Origin of the sequence: Metabacillus litoralis (assembly GCF_020524045.1) — a bacterium.
Classification (GTDB): Bacteria; Bacillota; Bacilli; order Bacillales; family Bacillaceae; genus Metabacillus; species Metabacillus litoralis_C.
Genome location: NZ_JAIVKL010000003.1, coordinates 286630 through 306042, shown reverse-complemented (window position 1 = coordinate 306042; position 19413 = coordinate 286630). Strand labels below are relative to the sequence as shown.

Below are 19413 nucleotides of genomic sequence, written 5' to 3'. Positions count from 1 at the left end.
AGCTGCTTTTAATTACCTGCAAGGCTAACAAGTATTTTTGTCATATTGGTTTTTGTAACCCTACCGATAACCTCTAAACCTTTTTCAGTATCTTTAACAACCGGTAAGGCATCAATTTGTTTATCAATTAATACATGAGCAACATCAAGAATTAAATCATCATGTCTACAAACTGTAATGTTAGGCATTCTGGTCATAATAATATTAACAGGAATTGAAGTTAATTCTTGTTTACCTATACTTGTACGCAATAAATCCTTACGTGATAGAACTCCAACTAAAATAGATTGATCATCAACAACAAATAATGTCCCGACATCCTCTAAAAACATTGTACAAATCGCATCATAAACAGAAACATTTACACTTACAACGATAGGAATCGATTGGTAGTCCTTTACCTTTAACTTCTTTAATTCGTCCGTAAGAAGCTGATTATTTTTTTTACCTGTAAAATAATATCCTACACGAGGTCTTGCTTCTAAGTAGCCTGTCATAGTTAAAATAGCTAAGTCTGGACGTAAAGTTGCTCTTGTTAAATTCAACTGATCAGCTATCTGTTCTCCAGTTATCGGTCCACTTCCTTTAACTATTTCTACAATTTTCTCTTGTCGTTTATTAAGTTCGATTTTACTCACCACCTTACTTTTTTAGGAAAATTCAATCTTATATTTTCAGTTAATGGAATAAAATTTACAATGCATAACAGAATTTAGTTACCTTTTAGTTATTTCCGAAACGTTCTATTCAAGAAGTCTTCTATATGAAATACATTCGTTTTAGTTCACATATAAATCCCCTGAAAAATATAAACTTTTCTTAGTGCATGTTCAGAATTTTATAGTCCAAACATTTTAGTTTGCTAGTTGTGGTTTAAAAATGACATAGAATAGAACTAGTTAGGTAAATAGGTTATACTATATAAAATTATTATATACTTTCCAATGAATTTGAAAAGCAGTTTGTGTTCGAATATGAAGAAAGAATTCAATAATCTTCCTTCAAAAAGCGATTGTCTGTAACAGAAAATAATTTTTACAGAGTATGATAAATATAGAAATCAGAACCAATCATCTTTTTCACCATAATAAGTATTTCTAACTATATTGTAAAGCAACATTCTTTAAAAGACCGGTTATAACTATGATTTCATTAATTATTAAAATAAAAACAACCAATGAAATCAGACCAAATCACTGTTCGATTTGGTCTGATTTTTCCCGTTATTATTATTCATTAGCTAATGATAAAAAGATTTAATTTTTAACAATCCCTCTACCAACCTACTCCGTCTAGCAGCAGTCACATATACAGAAACGGTCAACTTAATTGCTGTCTGTTATTCGTAAAAATTAAGTTTTTAAAAACTTTTCTTCAATTGATTGACATAATGCGATAAACCATTGCTATTCACAGATAGAGGACTCAATTAGCAACAATATTTAGAAATGAGCTGAATTATTTGACTAAAATTACATTCATTTTTGCAAATAATTCAATCAAGTTGGAAATGGCAACCATTTGAGCTAGACGATTTTCTTTTATCTTTTCATCTTCAGCCATGACCATTGTATGATCAAAATAATCATTGATCACTGGCTTTAAGTTAGCTAACTCTTGGTATATTTCCTTTTCTTGCCCCGTTTCTTTGTAGCCTTTAATTTTTACTGATGCATCATTGTACGCTTTATATAATGCTTTCTCATAACCTGACTCTAACATTTGCTCATTTATTTCTTGATTATTACCTTTTTTAGCAATATTCATCACGCGTGCAAGAGCTTCAATTGTTTCCTTAAAATCTTGTTCTTTCGATAAATCTTTAAGTAAATTCGCACGTTCAGTTAATGATGTTACTTCAAGATGAGATGACTCTAGAACTGAATCAATCAAATCATGACGAATTGAATCTTCAGCCAATAAGTATTTTAATCTCAGCTTAAAGAAAGCTAGAAGTTCTTGCTTAGCATCAAGTGATACTTTGTTTCCAAAAAGTTCTAGTGACATAGAAAATAATTGTGGAAGTTCAAGTTTATATTTTTTCGAACGTAAAATTTGGACAATTCCGCTTGCTTGTCTTCTTAATGCATAAGGATCTTGTGAACCTGTTGGTATTTTACCGATAGCAAAAAATCCTGAAATAGTATCAAGCTTATCTGCTAATGCCACGATTGCACCAATCTCTGAAAAAGGTACGGAATCCTCAGCATGCCTTGGCATATAATGTTCATTTATAGCTGTTGCAACGGATTCTTTTTCTCCTGAAATTTTTGCATACTTCTCACCAATTTTCCCTTGTAATTCAGGAAACTCATAAACCATATGTGTGACTAAATCAAATTTACAAATGGATGCTGTACGTTTAATGTCTTCTTTAATCTCAGAATTTATGTTTAATTGATCAGCAAGAACTCTTGATAACTGCACAACACGATTTACTTTTTCACCTAACGTGCCTAGCTCTTCATGAAAAACAATTTTATCTAATTTTTGAACTGCATCCTCAATCTTGAGTTTTTGGTCTTCCTTATAAAAAAAGTTCGCATCTGATAATCTAGCACGTAAAACTTTTTCATTTCCTCTAGCTACATTCTCTAAATGGTTGTGGTCACCATTTCTCACTGTAACAAAGAAGGGTTGCAATTCACCAGATTTTTTCCTTACTGGGAAATAACGTTGATGCTCCTTCATTGTTGTCACTAGTACTTCATCTGGCAATGTTAGATAATCAGATTCAAACTTACCAAATAAAGCAGTTGGGTATTCAACTAAATTATTTACTTCCTCAAGTAATTCTTCATCAATAGGAATGATCCAGTTTTGTTCTGTTTCAAGCTCTGAAAGCTGAGAAATAATAGCTTCCTTCCGTTTAACAGGATCTGCTAATACAAATTGTTCTAATAATGTAGCTTCATACAAGGATGATGATGCTACTTCTACTTTGTTTCCAAGAAAACGGTGTCCATATGTATAAGTTCCCGTTTCTGTTCCCGCAATTTCGAATGGAATAACTTCATTTCCAAATAACGCTAATATCCATTTGATTGGTCTTATATAACGTAAATCATTGCTTCCCCATCTCATATTTTTTGGGAAAGTTAATCCTATTATTAACTGTTTCACTTCTGTTAATAATAATTTAGATTCTTGACCTTTAATAAATTTTTGAATATGGGCATACTCAACACCATTTATTTCTTTAAAATAAATATCCTCAACTGACGCTCCTTGCCCCTTAGTAAAACCAATTGCTGCTTTAGACCAATTTCCTTCTGAGTCTAATGCAATCTTTTTAGCTGGGCCTTTTGCTTCTTCTTCAATGTCAGGTTGCTTCTCGGCAACTCCTTTTACTTGAATAGCTAACCTTCTTGGTGTTGAAAATGATTTTACTTCCCCGTAGGATAGCTTTTTTTCCTCAAGCCATTTTGTCATTTTTTCTTCTAATTGATTCATTGAGGGTGTTACATATTGAGCAGGTAGTTCCTCTAATCCGATTTCAATTAATAAGTCTTGTTTACTCATTATTTTTTCCTCCTTCCTGCTGTAACATCGGAAATCCTAATTTTTCTCTTTCATCATAAAACGTTTTAGCGACTTTACGAGCTAAATTTCTCACACGTCCAATGTAGCCTGTTCTTTCGGTAACAGATATTGCCCCTTTTGCATCTAAAAGATTAAATGTATGTGAACATTTTAAGACATAATCATATGCTGGATGGACAAGTCCTTCATCCATTTGTCTTATTGCTTCTTTTTCATATGTAGAAAACAAATGAAATAGCATATTAGTGTCTGACGTTTCAAATGTATATTTAGAATGCTCATATTCAGGCATTAAGAAGATATCACGCACAGTATAGCCTTTTGTCCATTCTAAATCAAAGACATTCTCTTTATCTTGAATATATGAGGCAAGTCTTTCAATTCCATATGTAATTTCAGCAGAAACTGGTTTACATTCTAATCCACCAACTTGTTGGAAATAGGTGAATTGAGTGATTTCCATTCCATCGAGCCAGACTTCCCATCCTAATCCTGCACATCCTAGTGAAGGATTTTCCCAGTTATCTTCTACAAATCGGATATCATGTTTTAGTGGATCAATTCCTAACGCACGTAATGAATCTAAATATAATTCTTGGATATTATCTGGAGAAGGTTTCATAATCACCTGAAATTGATGATGTTGATAAAGTCTATTGGGATTTTCTCCATAACGTCCATCTGCAGGTCTTCTTGACGGTTCAACATATGCTACTTTCCACGGTTCTGGTCCAATACTTTTTAAAAAAGTATATGGACTCATCGTTCCTGCACCTTTTTCTGTATCATATGCTTGCATTAGTACACAACCTTGATCTGACCAATGCTTCTGCAATGTTAAAATCATTTCTTGAATATTCATTCAAAAACACCTCCAATAATTTTTAAAAACATAAGTGCTCAATTTACCTTGATAAGATAAGCGCAAGCATCTTGCTGGTTATTCGTGATAGTCTTATGATTGTTAGCTGCTGATTCTTATCCCGAAAGCAATAACGGCAAATTTCACACTTCTTAAAACAACAAAAAGCTCTCGTCCCTATGCCAAATTAGTTGACATAGGGACGAGAGCATACCCGCGGTTCCACCCTAATTGCTTAATAAATAAGCCACTTTAAAAAAATTGCTCAGGAATGCCTTTCCTTACGAGCCAATCCTTAGCTTACACTATCCTAAGGTCGCTATCATTGGGTAATCGTAAATACTTCTTTCCTTCAACGCAGATTAGATGTTTAATTCTATTTGCATCTTAAACGAAATTATTTTAATTGTCAATTCCTATAGTTTACCCTTTAAAAAGTCTAGTTGATCTAAAAAGCGCTTCGATTTTATTGTTAGTCCAGAAAATTCGTTATAATATGCTTGGATGACATCTTTTAATTCTTTTTTAGTTTCTGGCTTAACCGAAATATTTCCTAAGCGGTTTAAATCAAAATAATAAAATAAGCGTAGTAATTTGACTGTCATTGGAGAAATTGGCAATCGATAAGGATCTTTATCATAACAAAGATGACAAATAAATCCACCTTCTCTTATAGAAAAATGAAAGCTTCCATCTTTATTACCACAAATGCAACAACCATCCAATTGAGGATTTAGCCCAAGTACAGATAACATTTTCATTTCAAAAATATTCATCAAAATATCAGGATCAACTTCATCATCCAAATAAATAAGAGTTTGTTTTAATAACTCAAATAGGAACGGATTTCTTTCCATGTTTTCAGTGCTTTTATCTAATAACTCTGATATGTAAGAAGCATATGCAGTGAGAAAGATATCTTCTCTTATCCCTCTAAGTGAATGAATGATCTCACCTTGTTGAAGGCTACCAAGTCCATTGGATTTTTGGAACATAAATATTCCATAAGTAAAAAGTTGGGTGATTGACGTTAGGCGACTATTTGGTTTTTTTGCACCTCTCGCCATAACCCCAACTTTTCCTAATTCTCTCGTATATATTGTGATAATTTTATTTGTTTCACCGTAATCAGTCGAACGAATCACGATTCCTTCACATTTTTGAAGCAAATTTCCCTCACCTTCCAAAGGTTACAGGCAAGATCAGGAAACTGGAAAATCTATTTCAGCTAGTTCATCATCTTGATAATCGGGTCCGTCATCATTCTCCTTTTCCAACTCTTTAAAAAGAAGATACGTATCAATGCTACCTGTTTGCGAAAAAACCTTCCAGGTAAAATCCAACATAAAAACCCCACCTTTCAGTTGTTAAGACTAGCAAGCAATATCCAATTTCATATATATATCTTGACCTTTTCTTCATCATTTCATGTTAAACAATATTTGTTAATCAATTTAATGAATATTTAAACCTTGGCTATTTTAAGAAGGTTTACGTATTTATCAGTTTTACAATTAGGTTCTGAAAACATGTCAATCTCAAAATGAGCAACTTATCTTTTAATATTCATCATCTCTAAAGCCATAATCACGAAGTTGAGATGCTTTATTACGCCAATCTTTTTGAACCTTAACCCACAGTTCTAAAAACACCTTTGATCCAAGCAATGCTTCTATATCAACTCGCGCCCTTTTCCCAACTTCTTTTAACATACTACCTTGTTTACCTATTACAATGCCTTTTTGAGAATCTCGCTCAACAATAATTGTGGCACCTACATAAATTGCTTGATTGTTGTCTCTGCGTTCCAGTGTATCCATTACTACTGCAACAGAATGAGGTATTTCTTCTCTTGTTAAATGTAAAACTTTTTCTCTAATTAGCTCTGTAATAATAAATCGTTCAGGATGATCTGTCACTTGATCTGCTGGATAATATTGTGGTCCTTCTGGTAGGATCATGTCAATTTGCTTTAACAAAGTATCAACATTATTCCCTTCAAGGGCAGAAATTGGTACAACTTCCCTAAACGGGTACATTTCTTTATATTGGCTTATTAAGGGTAATAATTGATCTGGATGAATTTGATCAATTTTATTTATTATCAAGAATACTGGAGTTTTTGTTTCTTTAAGTCTCTCAATAATAAATTCATCTCCACGACCAAAGCCTTCTTCAGCATTAATCATAAAAAGAATCAAATCAACTTCTTTTAACGTATTTTGTGCTACCTTCATCATAAAGTCACCAAGCTTATGCTTTGGCTTGTGTATACCCGGAGTATCAATAAAAATAGTTTGCGAATTGTTTGTTGTATATACACCTTGTATTTTGTTTCTTGTTGTTTGTGGTTTATCACTCATAATCGCAATTTTTTGTCCTATGACTCGATTGATAAACGTTGATTTTCCTACATTTGGTCTCCCAATAATTGAAACAAATCCTGATTTATACCCATTATTATTCATGTAAATCCTCCGCTGAAAAAGCTCCTGGTAGTAATTCTAAAACTGTTAATTCTTCTATATCACCTTGAAGGTTCGTTAATATAACTCTCATTTCTTTTGGGCAGAGCTCTGAGATCACTTGACGACAAGCTCCACATGGTGGAACAGGTCTTTTTGTATCAGCAACAACAGCTAAAGCTGTATACTTCTTATCTCCCTCTGAAAAAGCTTTAAATATAGCTGTTCTTTCTGCGCAATTACACATACTGTAAGCTGCATTTTCAATATTACAGCCTTTATATATTTTTCCATCATTCGTTAATAAAGCTGCTCCAACTTTGAATTTGGAGTATGGAGTATAAGCCATTTCCCTTGCTGCTTTCGCTTCTTCGATGAGTTGTTCAATGTTCACTAAATAATCTTCCTTTCTCTTTCGCGAATGACGATCTTACTTATTATTTTACCTAATATCATCATTATTTTCACGTAATTTTAGAATTTGTCATTCAATTGTAAGAATCTTCTGAATTAGTCCAAAATACAATAGATAGTATCTTTTAGTGGATCAGAAATATAAAATTAAACTCTTTTTGAATTCTACCCTGCTTTTTCACCTCTGTATTAGCACTCTTTTGATGGGAGTGAAAGGGAGGTCACGAACCTTACGCTTAATCAACAAAATTTAAAAGCAAGAAAACATTCATTTAGAAAAGCTCTAGCGTTTAAAAGTTCATATATGTCTTAATAAAAGAATTACACCAATTATAAACGAAAGAATTGCATAAACCAAAACAGCTCCTGCTGCTGCATCCTTAGCTGCTTTTGCAATTGGATTATAATCTTCAGTAATTAAATCAACAACATGTTCGATTGCCGTGTTCATTAGCTCTAATGCCAACATTCCACCGATTAAAAATAAGATAACAATCCATTCAAAAAATGTGAATTGAAGATAAAGACCGAAAATAATCATAAAAATGGAAATGTATACATGTATTTGAAAGTTCCGCTCTGTTTTGAAAGATTGAAAAATTCCATTCCACGCAAACTTAAAGCTCTTATAGAAACGCTTCCATTCAGAGGTCTTCGGATCTTTTAAGTCCATAATTATCTAAGATATCCTTTTGTTTAGTAAACATCTCTTTTTCATCTACTTCATTCATATGGTCATATCCTAATAAATGCAGAAAACCATGGCAAGCTAAAAAACCAAGCTCTCTCATAAATGAATGACCATACTCTTCTGCTTGCTCTTTTGCGCGTTCAATGGAAATGATAATATCTCCTAGCATTGGCGGTTGATCTAACCCAAAGATCTCCATCTCTCCCTCACCCATTTCTTCAAGAGCAAAAGAAATAACATCAGTCGGTTGATCTTTATCTCGATAATCACGGTTTACTTCTTGTATACGTTCGTTCGTAACGAATGTGACAGATACCTCTGCATCTTGTTGGACTTTTTCCAATTCAGCTGCAAACTGAAGTAGTTCTTCAACTGTTTTCAATTGTTCTTCTGTTAACTCGTTTGTTTCATCTATGCTATCGATGATCAATTTCATCTTTTATTTCACCTTCTGTTTTTTTGTTAGTTCCGGATACTCAATTCTGGAATGGAAGATACCTTTTAGTGATTCACAAAATGATTTAGCTATAATATCTAACTCTTTTAAAGTCAAATCACATTCGTCTAATTGATTATCTTGTAATCTGTCGGCAATGATCGATTTAATTAGCTTCTCAATTTTTTCAAGTGTAGGGTTTGACATTGAACGAACTGCTGCTTCCACACTATCAGCAATTGAGATTATCGCGATTTCCTTTGTTTGTGGCTTAGGTCCTGGATAACGAAATTCATCTTCGTAAATCGAATCATTGGATTGTTTTGCTTGATGATAGAAATACTTTAGTAAAGTAGATCCATGATGTTGTTCAGCAATATCAACGAATTCTTTGGGCATTTTATGCTTTCTTAACATTTCAACACCATCTGTTACATGAGATATAATAATATTTTTACTTAATTGTGCTGAAAGCTTATTATGTGGATTCTCAATATTCATTTGATTTTCAATAAAATATTGTGGGCGCTTTGTTTTACCAATATCATGATAATAAGCACCAACTCTTGCTAATAAGCCATTTGCCCCAATCGCTTCACATGCTGATTCTGATAAATTCGCAACCATAACACTATGATGATATGTTCCTGGTGTCTCGGTTAAAATTTTTCGCAGGAGTGGATGATTTGGATTTGAAAGCTCAATCAACTTCATAGTGGACAAGATTCCAAAACCCGTTTCAAAAAAAGGCATAAAACCGATTGTTAAAACGGATGAGACCAAACCTGAAACACATGCCATAACAAAATAGGAGCTAATTTCAACATTTGAATAAGAGCCATTTCTAATAAGCATAATCGCTGTTAGCACAATGACATTGATTCCACCAACAAATAATCCAGCTTGTAATATTTTTGAACGAAGATTATGTTCTCCTAAAAATAATACACCAGCAAGACATCCGAACAAGTAGTATACACCTATAGCAAAATTAAAACTACCTGTTATACCCTCATTGAAGATTACACTCCCACACACTGCAAAAATCATACTTGTTAAAATGGCTAATCGCTCATTTATTAATAACTTAATCAGCATCACACCCATAGCAATAGGTACAATATAACCGATATGTGTATAATCAATTTTCTGAAATAAACTTAAGATTTTCATCAATAAAATGGTAATTGCAAAAATTAAACAATATAACAAAAGTGAATTATTCTTTTTAGATATAGGACTATCCTTTTTCTCAAAATAATAGATAATCCCTGCTAAAATTAGTAATACTAATAATGCTAAACCTAGAAAAGGTTTATATGATTGCTGGTCATCAAGCAGTCCTACTAATCCTAGTTTACGGTAAATCTCCCTATTAATGAGTTCATCTTCTTCAACTAATATTTGTCCTTGTTTAATTTGAGCTATCTTAACCGCATCAACTGCTTGTTGTCTTTTTTCTTCAGTAGCTTTTAAATCAAACACATAGTTTGGAGTAATCGCAAATTTAGCCAAAACAGTTGATGATTGTAATACCTCTGAACGGAGAGGAGTATATTGTAATTCCTCATCAACTTGCTTTTTTGCTTCTGATAACTGAACAATAGGGATTTCCTTACTCATAATATTATTCACTGCGGTTACTACTGCATCTTTAGCCATCTCTAAGTCAGCATCACTTGCTTCTAAAAGTGGTAAGAAGGTTTCACTTGGGATTTTTTCAATGATAGACTTCGTTAATTTTCCTTCGATCGCCTTTACTTGATCTTCAGGTTTGACAGTTCCCGAGTCAGCACTTTCTTCCGTGTTACTATTTTCTTTTTTCACTTCAATAACGGTGTCAAAAATAGAAGAGATAAGATCTACCTGCTTATCTGTAATTTCCTTTTTTAATACATATTGATCTTCAACAGCATCATTTGCTTCTTGTTGCTTTCTCTCTGTTTCAATTTTGTCCTCAACAGTTGTTGGGGCATATATTGTTTGTTCTGATACTGTAAAAAGCTCGATATCCAAGGTTTCAGGTTTAACATTGCTATATAGAGCCACAAAAAGGATAACTGCTAAAATCCCATATAAAAATAGATGATGAAACTTATAGTCGTTGAATTTCAAATTTAATTTATTCTTCTTTGTTTTTTCCTTTTTAAGATTCTTCTTCACAGTAATACACCACCTTACACATCCTCATCAAATGACAAACAGTATCTATTTGAATACTATCCTCTCATTATTTCCTTTTATCGATAAATGTTCAACCTTTAAGACAAATTATGACAAAAAAAGTAGAAAAAAATGAGCTTTTCATCAATTATTGATGCAGAAGCTATCCATTTTGTACAAATATAGAAGAATAAAAACTTTATAAAGAATTGTCTCACTAACGAAAACTTATTAATTGACGGTATGCGACAAGACTCTTGTTCAATCCGAAATTGTGCTGACATTTCTACAATTGCGACTTTAAACAAGAAACGCATGTCAAAGTAGTGACTTTTTATTATTTGGCTCTGTTAAACTTTGTGGTTGATTTCCGTTACAGGCATTCGCTTTCCGCGGGAGGTCCGGAAGCCTCCTCGGCGCAAGCGCCTGTGGGGTCTCCCTTCGACACGCTTCTCCCGCAGGAGTCTCATGCCTTTCACTCCAATCAACAAAGCGCTAAAAATCAACCATAAGCTTTAACATAGCCTATTATTTTAACCATAGAAAACATCAGACTTAAAAGCTATACTTTCAAATATTGAAGAACAGAAAAGTGACCCGAATTCGGATACTCGGGTCACGATCCTTCATTTGAGTTTTCATAAGCTGAAATAATTTTGGCTACAAGTGGATGTCTTACAACGTCTGATTGTTCAAGTGTGATAAATGACAAACCATTTACTTCGTTAAGTGTACTTTTCGCTACTGATAAGCCTGACTTAACTCCCTTCGGTAAATCCACTTGAGTTATATCACCTGTAATGACCATTTTAGAGCCAAAACCTAGTCGAGTTAAGAACATTTTCATTTGAGCTGGTGTTGTATTTTGAGCCTCGTCCAAAATAACAAAAGCATCGTCTAATGTTCTCCCCCTCATATAGGCTAAAGGGGCAATTTCAATTGTTCCTCGTTCAATAAGCCTTTGGGTATGCTCCATACCTAATACATCATGAAGTGCATCATATAGAGGTCTTAAGTATGGATCAACTTTTTCCTTCAGATCTCCAGGTAGAAACCCTAGACTCTCTCCAGCTTCTACAGCTGGACGTGTTAAAATAATTCTTTTTATTGATCCTAGCTTCATTGCATTAACAGCCATAACAACTGCTAAATACGTCTTTCCTGTTCCAGCTGGTCCTATTCCAAAAACCAAGTCTTTGTTTTGGATAGCAGAAACATAATGACGTTGTCCTAATGTTTTAACACGGATTGACTTACCTTTAGCTGTCTTAGCTATTTCTTTTACATATAACTGTTCTAGTTGATCCAAGCTATGTTCCTTTGCCATGCTTATTGCATAGATAACATCTCGTTCACTTATGTTAATTCCTTTTCGGATAATAACAAGTAGTGATTTTAGAAGGTCGTCAACAAGTTTTACATGTTCTGAATCACCAGAAACAAAAACTCCTTCACCTCTAGTAACGATTGATACGTTTAATTCTTCTTCAATTCTTTTTAGATGCACATCGTTATTCCCAAAAAGGGCAATGGCTTCATTTGGGTTTTCTATTTGCTGATTCATTGTCACTAATTCTTCTGGCATTCTTTAGTCTCCCTGAACAATTGGTGTAGTTTTAACAATATTCTCTAACACTTGGTAAAGAACGGTTAATTTAACTTTACCATTCTCCTTCGTCTCGTGCAAAACTTTTTCTCCTATTACTTTTTCTTCTTCGACTAATTTATCTTCTATATCTTTGCGACCTCGGTCTAACGCCGCTTCTTTCGCTTGTTTCACTGTATATTCTCTTTCTACCTCTTCTTTTTCTTGATATGTTTCTTTTACAAAACCAAGAGGTAATGTGAAGCCTAAAAACTTCAGATCATAAATATCATCTTCCAACTCAAAGGCAGTAAAGCCTGTATCACCAAAACCCCATATCTGTAGCTTAAAGGAACCAAATTTAAGATAAAACTTATCTTTAGCATTCCCAGTTAACACCTGAAAAGTCGTCTTTATAGGAATTGTTATTGTACTTTTGTACCAAGTTTCTCCGAATATCTCAGCTTTAGCTGCTACTTTCTTTTGATCTTCTTCTTTTCCAATTAATCCAGAAACTAAAACTTGCCCTTTATTCACATGTTCATTTAAAGTAGTTACTGGTTGACCCTGCTCAACAAACATCTTTTTAATTACTGCTTCCTTTTTTGCAACAATATGTCTAGGACTCACGAGTTTTTCTTCTTCAGGTTGATTTTTTTCAACCACTTTTAGGTGATATGTTGTTCCTGTAAGCTCAACCCCAACCCATGTGATTTGCTGAATATTATCTGTTAATGTTTTTTGAATATCATCTGGATTTTCTACGAAAAATTGAAACTTACCTGAAGTTACACCAATTCTAGAAAGTTCCTTTTTAATTAAATGCTCAGTTTCAGGTGATGCACCATCCACCTCAATTCCCCAGATCATGTTTGATAATACAAAAATTAACATAAAAAAGGTAAGCAATCCCATAACAAAGCCATTATTACGCCAAGATCGTTTCATTAGAAAGGGGAAGCCTAGTCTTTTTTCAAATTTACATTTGCACTCATTTCGTCTTACAACACCTCTTAAGGCATGTACATCTTGAAGGCGAATAAAAAAACTTAAACCATCTAATCCACTTCTTTGGACATTCCAAACAGCAATGTCAGATCTTATACAATCATTTAGAAATCTCTCTGTACCTCGTCCCTTAATACTAACTTTTAGAATACCAAATAAGTAACTCGTCCACTGATTCTTCATATTCATCCCCCTAAAAAAACAAATGGTTATACTGGAATTAATGTGTCTGCTGTGAAAATACAGCAGACATTTGATTTTCATCTAATTTGTTTATTTCTACATCTTAATAAAAAGTTTTTTTACAATATTCATCCACAAGCAATGCTAAAATGAACTTTTATAAGCATTTTAAGATTTCTTAACAAAAAGGATAGAACCAATAAATAAGAACAACAATTTTTTAGAAAGGCTGTTTTCGCAAACTTTGTTGCTTTTAAATACCCGAAGCAATCAGCTCTGTATTAAGTCTAGTGGCAACTTTTCTTCATAAAATAGTACCTTTATAGTGAAAAAACACTATTTTTACTCCAAATTTGGGTTAAATAGCAACAATGGTTCAGAAAAGAGCCTTTAGAAAAGAGTCGTCTAGAAATGAATGGAGTCTTACGTTGCATCTAGATAAGTAACTTGATCTATTTTTCCTTCTAATAAAATTTCTTCCGGTAGGATCGTCTTTATGACAAAGGCTTCACCTTTAATTAATAGTTGACCTTGTTTTAACAGAAGACGGAGTTCAGTATCAGTAAACGTAAGAAGTCCTCGATGATTTTCTATGTATATGTGAAGCTGTCCAACCATCGTTATTCTAGGAAGATCCATCATGACATCGGGCGGTAGTTCGACTGTATTGGTAATCCATCTTGTTAGCTGCTGGCGCCATTTTTTTGCCATAAAAAAAGACCCCCTTTCATCTCATATGTATGAGAGAAAAGTGAGTCTTATAACATCATTATTCGAGAAGTTAAAAATGTCTTCTATTTCTTGTGTAATGTGGGTTTTTTGCTCTTGAAGGCCCTAAGATTTCACTCCAAATAACACCTTGTACTGCTTTTTGTTGATCAATAAGAAGTGGATTTCGTTTGACATTTCGATTCGTTTTAGGGATATTTTCTTTTAGAACACTTCGAACCTTTTTTGGTTCTTCTTTAATGATATCAACATCCTCGACCTGATCGAATGTTTTTACTTTCAATTTCTCGTATGCCTCTTGAACAGTTTGAAGAGAAGGTTTTTGTTCACTCTTCTTTGTTTCGACTGTTGTCATAATCGGCTTAGGATTTGACCTTGTTGTTGGGCGCGGATTTGGTCTTGGACTTGGATTTCGTCTTGGGCTTGGCCTTGAATGTTCATTCTGCCTTGGTTCTATATGTGTTGGGCGTTCTGCTTGATTTTCAGGCTTCTTTTTCTTACTTTCATCTTCTTTTCCAGTAGTAAAAATCCTTGAAAATAGCCAAGCAAGAAATGCCCAAACAATTGGATTTCCAAATATATCCGATATATCCATTTATTCTCCCTCCTTATCGTGAGGAAAAGATAGGTTTGATGTTTGTCATCAAACCTACATACTTTTTGAACAGCTCAATCATTAATATTCCTCATGATCATTACTATCTTGGTTTGTTTTACCGATAGAATCTCTCATATCAGTGTCAGCTGAGATATTTTTTATGTTCATATAATCCATTACTCCAATGTTACCAGAACGAAGTGCTTCAGCCATTGCAAGTGGAACTTTCGCTTCCGCTTCAACAACTTTCGCTTTCATTTCTTGAACACGTGCTAACATCTCTTGTTCTTGTGCAACTGCCATTGCTCTTCTTTCTTCCGCTTTCGCTTGAGCAATCTTCTTGTCTGCTTCAGCTTGCTCTGTTTGTAGTTCAGCTCCAATATTTTTACCAATATCAACATCCGCAATATCTATCGACAGAATTTCAAATGCTGTACCAGAATCCAGACCTTTTCCTAAAACAGTTTGAGAAATTAAATCAGGATTTTCTAATACCTTTTTATGATTATCAGACGAACCAATTGTACTTACAATCCCTTCGCCTACACGTGCGATAATTGTATCTTCACCAGCACCACCAACTAGACGTTCAATGTTCGCTCTAACTGTGATTCTAGCTTTAGCTTTTACTTCGATCCCGTCCATTGCTACACCGGCAATGAATGGTGTTTCAATTACTTTAGGGTTAACACTCATTTGAACTGCTTCTAAAACATCACGTCCTGCTAAATCAATAGCCGCACAGCGCTCAAATGTTAATTCTATATTTGCTCTCTCAGCAGCAATCAATGCATTTACTACACGGTCAACATTACCACCAGCTAGATAATGACTTTCAAGTTGATTAGTTGTTACATCTAATCCTGCTTTATGAGCTTTAATTAATGGGTTAACCACACGACTCGGTATCACTCGTCGTAACCTCATACCAATTAATGTGAAGATACTAACCTTAACTCCTGCAGCTAGTGCAGAAATCCAGAGTGCAATTGGTACAAATGTAAAGAAAACACCTAAAAAGATTAAACCTAATATGACAAGACCTATTACTAAAATTGCTGAAGCATCCATCGTTTTCCTCCTAATAAGAAATGATAAGCCTGATTTGTAAGAAGAAGTGAACTCTTACATAAAGTTAGATAAACCTCTATAATTCTCTCACAACAATTCGTGAGCCTTCAACCTTCACTACTTTTACTTTTTGTCCTTTATTAATATAACTACCTTCAGTCACAACATCCAAACGTTCTTCACCAATTATTGCTGTACCTGCCGGTCTAAGAGTTGTTAGAGCAACACCTTCGAGATTAATTAATTCATTTCTCGTTTTACTTGAGACATAGCCACTTTCAGTATTTGTGGAGTCACGCAAAATTAATCGTTTAAAAATATTCATACGTTTTCCAAACACCTTTACTAATAAGATAGAAACAACAATAGATACAGCAAACGCAATTAACAGTGAAATTGTCATCTGAATGAAATTACCTGATGCAATATATAGACTTCCGATTACGCTCGCGAAACCTAATATGCCCATTATACCACCAGGAACGAACAATTCTGCAATAATTAAGATTATTCCTAAAATAAATAGTAAAATCGACTCTAGACCTGCAAGGCCAGCTACTAGATGTCCATAGAAAAACAATAATAACGATGTTAAGCCCATAAAACCTGGAATTCCAAACCCTGGAGAATAAAGTTCTACAACCAGCCCTATACTTCCAATGGAAAGTAAAATTGGTACAACAACTGGGTTTGTAATAAATCTAGCTACTTTCTCAGCAAAGCTTTCTTCTGCCTCTATAATTGCTGCATCTTGTAACTTAAGCTGATTTAACAAATCTACTCTGTTTTCTGCTGTTCCTTCTGCATAGCCTACTTGTACCGCTTGTTTAGTTTCTAAAGTTAATAAATCACCTTTTCCAGCACCAAACTCTGGAATGTCTACTTCTTTATCAGCCATTGCCAATGCATACTTAGGATCACGACCATTACGTTCTGCTGATTCCTTCATTTCAGATAACCATAAAGATTGTGCTTTATCATCTGCTGCGTTTCCATCTCCGGTAATAACTGCTGCAGAACCCATTTGGCTACCTGGTACCATATAAATTTCATCGGCATTTAAAGCAATGTACGCCCCAGCAGAAATGGCTCTTCTGTTTATAAAGGCTGTAATTGGTATATCACTTTGTCTCAATGTATCAGCTATTTCCATTGCCCCATCTACTGCACCGCCAAGTGTATTAATTTCAATTATAATATGGTCAACATCTTGTTCTTTAGCTTCAGTGATGTTTCGCTCAATATATTGCGAAAGCCCTTTTTCGACTGTGTCTTCAAGAGGAATGATATACACTTTTTGATTTGAATCTGCTTTAAGTTCATTATTAAATCCACTAAATATACTTAATATAAGCCCTACAATTAGCATAAGTTGAAATATATGTTTTCTCATCTTTTCCCTCCTTCCCAATCTACATAATCTTAATACGTATATGTTCCCTATTTAGTTTCATACTTTTTATTAATATTAATTTTCATATATATTAAAGGACATTCTTATTATTTATATTGTTTTAAAATCCAAGTCTTTCTATGTAAATAATCTTTTTCCAAAAGCTGAATTTCATTATTGTCAATTATATAGTTTACTTCCCTCCCTATTTTGTATAAACATAGAAAAAGCTCTAATATTAGATAACATTAAAAATAGATCCTGTGTATTTCATGTATTTAAAACTTCCGAGCAATAGCATTATCTTTCTTTTTTTATTTTTTTTTTCACATACTACAGGTAAATATTCTTTAGAAATGTTTAGTAAGAAAATTTCATAAGGTGTCAAGATCATATAAAAAGACACCTTGCATATTCTGCAAGGTGTCTTATTTATTTATGATAGCTGCTTTAGCACAAGCTTATTTACAAGACTTCCGTCTGCTTTACCTTTAACTTTGGGCATGAGTGCTCCCATTACTTTCCCCATATCCGCTTTAGAAGTAGCATTCACTTCTGAGATCGTTTGTTTAACAATTTCAGAAACTTCTTCTTCGGAAAGCTGTTCAGGCATATAATCGACTAAAATATCGATTTCCACTTGTGTTTTTTCAACTAAGTCCAAACGATCAGCATTTTTAAATTCTAGGAGGGAGTCTTTACGTTGTTTAAGTTCGCGAGAAAGTACTGTCAATTCTTCTTCATTAGACAATTCGTTATGGCTAGACTTAATCGCTTCATTTTGTAAAGCAGCTTTCACCATTCGAATGACAGTTAATTTGTCTTTTTCTTTGTTTTTCATCGCTTGTTTCATATCTTGATTCAATTGTTCAAGAAGACTCATACGTACACCCTCTTTTAGAATTTGCGCTTTCTAGCTGCTTCAGACTTTTTCTTACGCTTTACGCTAGGCTTTTCATAGAATTCACGCTTTCTAGCTTCTTGTATTGTACCACTTTTAGATACAGTACGTTTAAAACGACGAAGAGCATCTTCAAGCGACTCGTTTTTACGAACGACCGTTTTTGACATTCTCTTTCCCTCCCTCCGAATACAACCAATCGACAACTTTAAATAAAACATGCTATAACAAAACATGTACTTTGCCATTATAATATAAGGTATTATACAGGTCAACTGATATAGCAAAAACTTATTCTTTTATTAAGTTGTTTGAATTATTCATTTATTTTATGATGATCGTTAATTATTGATTGTACTTATGTTCCCATTCTTTTTCTCTCTAATAAATCATTGGTCAATTCTAAATAAATTTTTATGCTAAACACTTAATAATCTGACGTTGAAACTTCACCTTTGATAATCGCAACACCTGAACTAGCTCCAATACGTGTAGCTCCAGCTTGTATTAAATCTTCTGCACCTTTAGTATCTCTTACTCCTCCAGAAGCTTTAACGCCTATATCAGGCCCTACAGTTTTCCTCATTAATGTAATATCTTCAACAGTCGCCCCACCAGTTGAAAAACCTGTAGATGTTTTAACAAAGTCTGCCCCTGCTTTAACAGCAAGTTCACAAGCTCTAACTTTCTCTTCTTCTGTTAGTAAGCTCGTTTCAATAATAACCTTTGTTAAAGCTTTACCAGTAGCAGCTTGGACAACTGCTTCGATATCACGTTGAACTAATTCATCATTATTATCTTTAAGTGCACCGATATTGATTACCATATCCACTTCAGTTGCACCATTTTCTATGCTATTTGTTGTTTCAAACGCTTTTGTTTCGGGAGTATTTGCACCCAATGGAAAGCCAATTACTGTACATACTTTCACATCAGTTCCTTTCAAATGTTCAGCAGCCAAGCTGACCCACGTAGGATTTACACAAACAGAAGCGAAATGATATTCCTTAGCTTCTTGACAAAGCTTCTCGATTACTTCTTTTGTTGTATCTGCTTTTAACGCTGTATGATCTATCATGTTTGCTATTTTTGACATTATGTATCATCTCCTTAAATTTTAGTTGTCCGACCTCTTACATCTTATCATTTTCCATAAATAAAAACGAGTACAAATTTAATTTGTACTCTTAAGGATTTTTTAGTCATTTGATTGTTTTCATCATCACTCAGATGTTCATATATCTAGGAAGCTGTTTTCATATACTTTGTTGTTTTAGTTTTAGCTAAACATAATAATAGTTCGTTCTATTACGCTCCAGACACTAAGTGAATTACTAAAGTATCAAAAGCAACAATCTTTTTGAAAACAGC

The 19413-nt window shown here is 33.8% G+C and carries 19 protein-coding genes; all 19 read right to left on the bottom strand.

Annotated elements, in window-relative coordinates; genetic code table 11:
- Nucleotides 1-8 precede the first annotated feature (8 nt).
- Entirely contained in the window at nt 9-638 is a 630-nt protein-coding gene (locus LC076_RS07630; protein ID WP_226667371.1) for a helix-turn-helix transcriptional regulator, read from the bottom strand.
- An 820-nt stretch (nt 639-1458) separates the two neighbouring features.
- Entirely contained in the window at nt 1459-3522 is a 2064-nt protein-coding gene (gene glyS, locus LC076_RS07625) for a glycine--tRNA ligase subunit beta (protein ID WP_226667369.1), read from the bottom strand.
- Complete coding sequence (gene glyQ, locus LC076_RS07620; protein ID WP_226667368.1) at nt 3515-4405, bottom strand: glycine--tRNA ligase subunit alpha; 891 nt, start codon at nt 4403-4405, stop codon at nt 3515-3517. The genes glyS and glyQ overlap by 8 nt, the downstream gene beginning before the upstream one ends.
- A gap of 416 nt (nt 4406-4821) precedes the next feature.
- A complete protein-coding gene (gene recO / locus LC076_RS07615; RefSeq protein WP_226667367.1) occupies nt 4822-5574 on the bottom strand; it encodes a DNA repair protein RecO in 753 nt (250 codons plus the stop codon).
- Between the two features lie 33 nt (nt 5575-5607).
- Nucleotides 5608-5751: a YqzL family protein gene (locus LC076_RS07610; protein WP_226667366.1), complete on the bottom strand. Its 144-nt coding sequence runs from the start codon at nt 5749-5751 to the stop codon at nt 5608-5610.
- Between the two features lie 213 nt (nt 5752-5964).
- Nucleotides 5965-6873, bottom strand: coding sequence for a GTPase Era (gene era / locus LC076_RS07605; protein WP_226667365.1), 909 nt, complete (start codon nt 6871-6873; stop codon nt 5965-5967).
- Nucleotides 6866-7264, bottom strand: coding sequence for a cytidine deaminase (locus tag LC076_RS07600; RefSeq protein WP_226667363.1), 399 nt, complete (start codon nt 7262-7264; stop codon nt 6866-6868). The genes era and LC076_RS07600 overlap by 8 nt, the downstream gene beginning before the upstream one ends.
- A 318-nt stretch (nt 7265-7582) precedes the next feature.
- A complete protein-coding gene (locus tag LC076_RS07595; protein WP_226667362.1) occupies nt 7583-7957 on the bottom strand; it encodes a diacylglycerol kinase family protein in 375 nt (124 codons plus the stop codon).
- On the bottom strand, nt 7929-8411 hold the full coding sequence (ybeY, locus tag LC076_RS07590) for an rRNA maturation RNase YbeY (RefSeq protein WP_226667361.1): 483 nt from the start codon (nt 8409-8411) through the stop codon (nt 7929-7931). Before ybeY ends, LC076_RS07595 begins: the two co-directional genes overlap by 29 nt.
- A gap of 3 nt (nt 8412-8414) precedes the next feature.
- Complete coding sequence (locus LC076_RS07585; protein WP_413465959.1) at nt 8415-10574, bottom strand: HD family phosphohydrolase; 2160 nt, start codon at nt 10572-10574, stop codon at nt 8415-8417.
- Between the two features lie 616 nt (nt 10575-11190).
- Nucleotides 11191-12159 carry a PhoH family protein gene (locus tag LC076_RS07580; RefSeq protein ID WP_226667358.1) on the bottom strand — a complete coding sequence of 323 codons (969 nt, stop codon included), beginning with the start codon at nt 12157-12159 and terminating at the stop codon, nt 11191-11193.
- A gap of 3 nt (nt 12160-12162) precedes the next feature.
- Entirely contained in the window at nt 12163-13350 is a 1188-nt protein-coding gene (gene yqfD / locus LC076_RS07575; RefSeq protein ID WP_226667357.1) for a sporulation protein YqfD, read from the bottom strand.
- Between the two features lie 423 nt (nt 13351-13773).
- Complete coding sequence (gene yqfC, locus LC076_RS07570; RefSeq protein ID WP_226667356.1) at nt 13774-14061, bottom strand: sporulation protein YqfC; 288 nt, start codon at nt 14059-14061, stop codon at nt 13774-13776.
- Nucleotides 14062-14131: 70 nt separating this feature from the next.
- Nucleotides 14132-14674, bottom strand: coding sequence for a hypothetical protein (locus LC076_RS07565; protein ID WP_226667355.1), 543 nt, complete (start codon nt 14672-14674; stop codon nt 14132-14134).
- Between the two features lie 81 nt (nt 14675-14755).
- Nucleotides 14756-15748, bottom strand: coding sequence for a flotillin-like protein FloA (gene floA, locus LC076_RS07560; protein WP_226667353.1), 993 nt, complete (start codon nt 15746-15748; stop codon nt 14756-14758).
- Nucleotides 15749-15824: 76 nt separating this feature from the next.
- Nucleotides 15825-17141: an NfeD family protein gene (locus LC076_RS07555; RefSeq protein WP_413465958.1), complete on the bottom strand. Its 1317-nt coding sequence runs from the start codon at nt 17139-17141 to the stop codon at nt 15825-15827.
- Between the two features lie 436 nt (nt 17142-17577).
- Nucleotides 17578-18024, bottom strand: a complete 447-nt coding sequence (locus tag LC076_RS07550) for a GatB/YqeY domain-containing protein (protein ID WP_226667352.1) — start codon at nt 18022-18024, stop codon at nt 17578-17580.
- Between the two features lie 14 nt (nt 18025-18038).
- On the bottom strand, nt 18039-18212 hold the full coding sequence (gene rpsU / locus LC076_RS07545; RefSeq protein ID WP_015595024.1) for a 30S ribosomal protein S21: 174 nt from the start codon (nt 18210-18212) through the stop codon (nt 18039-18041).
- 257 nt (nt 18213-18469) lie between these two features.
- On the bottom strand, nt 18470-19141 hold the full coding sequence (gene deoC, locus LC076_RS07540) for a deoxyribose-phosphate aldolase (RefSeq protein WP_226667427.1): 672 nt from the start codon (nt 19139-19141) through the stop codon (nt 18470-18472).
- Nucleotides 19142-19413: the final 272 nt, after the last annotated feature.

Excerpts from the sequence above, each read along its gene's own strand:
- glyS (WP_226667369.1), bottom strand. The coding sequence starts at position 3,522 with ATGAGTAAACAAGACTTATTAATTGAAATCGGATTAGAGGAACTACCT.
- glyQ (WP_226667368.1), bottom strand. The coding sequence starts at position 4,405 with ATGAATATTCAAGAAATGATTTTAACATTGCAGAAGCATTGGTCAGAT.
- LC076_RS07610 (WP_226667366.1), bottom strand. The coding sequence starts at position 5,751 with ATGTTGGATTTTACCTGGAAGGTTTTTTCGCAAACAGGTAGCATTGAT.
- era (WP_226667365.1), bottom strand. The coding sequence starts at position 6,873 with ATGAATAATAATGGGTATAAATCAGGATTTGTTTCAATTATTGGGAGA.
- LC076_RS07595 (WP_226667362.1), bottom strand. The coding sequence starts at position 7,957 with ATGGACTTAAAAGATCCGAAGACCTCTGAATGGAAGCGTTTCTATAAG.
- ybeY (WP_226667361.1), bottom strand. The coding sequence starts at position 8,411 with ATGAAATTGATCATCGATAGCATAGATGAAACAAACGAGTTAACAGAA.
- LC076_RS07580 (WP_226667358.1), bottom strand. The coding sequence starts at position 12,159 with ATGCCAGAAGAATTAGTGACAATGAATCAGCAAATAGAAAACCCAAAT.
- yqfD (WP_226667357.1), bottom strand. The coding sequence starts at position 13,350 with ATGAAGAATCAGTGGACGAGTTACTTATTTGGTATTCTAAAAGTTAGT.
- yqfC (WP_226667356.1), bottom strand. The coding sequence starts at position 14,061 with ATGGCAAAAAAATGGCGCCAGCAGCTAACAAGATGGATTACCAATACA.
- LC076_RS07565 (WP_226667355.1), bottom strand. The coding sequence starts at position 14,674 with ATGGATATATCGGATATATTTGGAAATCCAATTGTTTGGGCATTTCTT.
- floA (WP_226667353.1), bottom strand. The coding sequence starts at position 15,748 with ATGGATGCTTCAGCAATTTTAGTAATAGGTCTTGTCATATTAGGTTTA.
- LC076_RS07555 (WP_413465958.1), bottom strand. The coding sequence starts at position 17,141 with ATGAGAAAACATATATTTCAACTTATGCTAATTGTAGGGCTTATATTA.
- LC076_RS07550 (WP_226667352.1), bottom strand. The coding sequence starts at position 18,024 with ATGAGTCTTCTTGAACAATTGAATCAAGATATGAAACAAGCGATGAAA.
- rpsU (WP_015595024.1), bottom strand. The coding sequence starts at position 18,212 with ATGTCAAAAACGGTCGTTCGTAAAAACGAGTCGCTTGAAGATGCTCTT.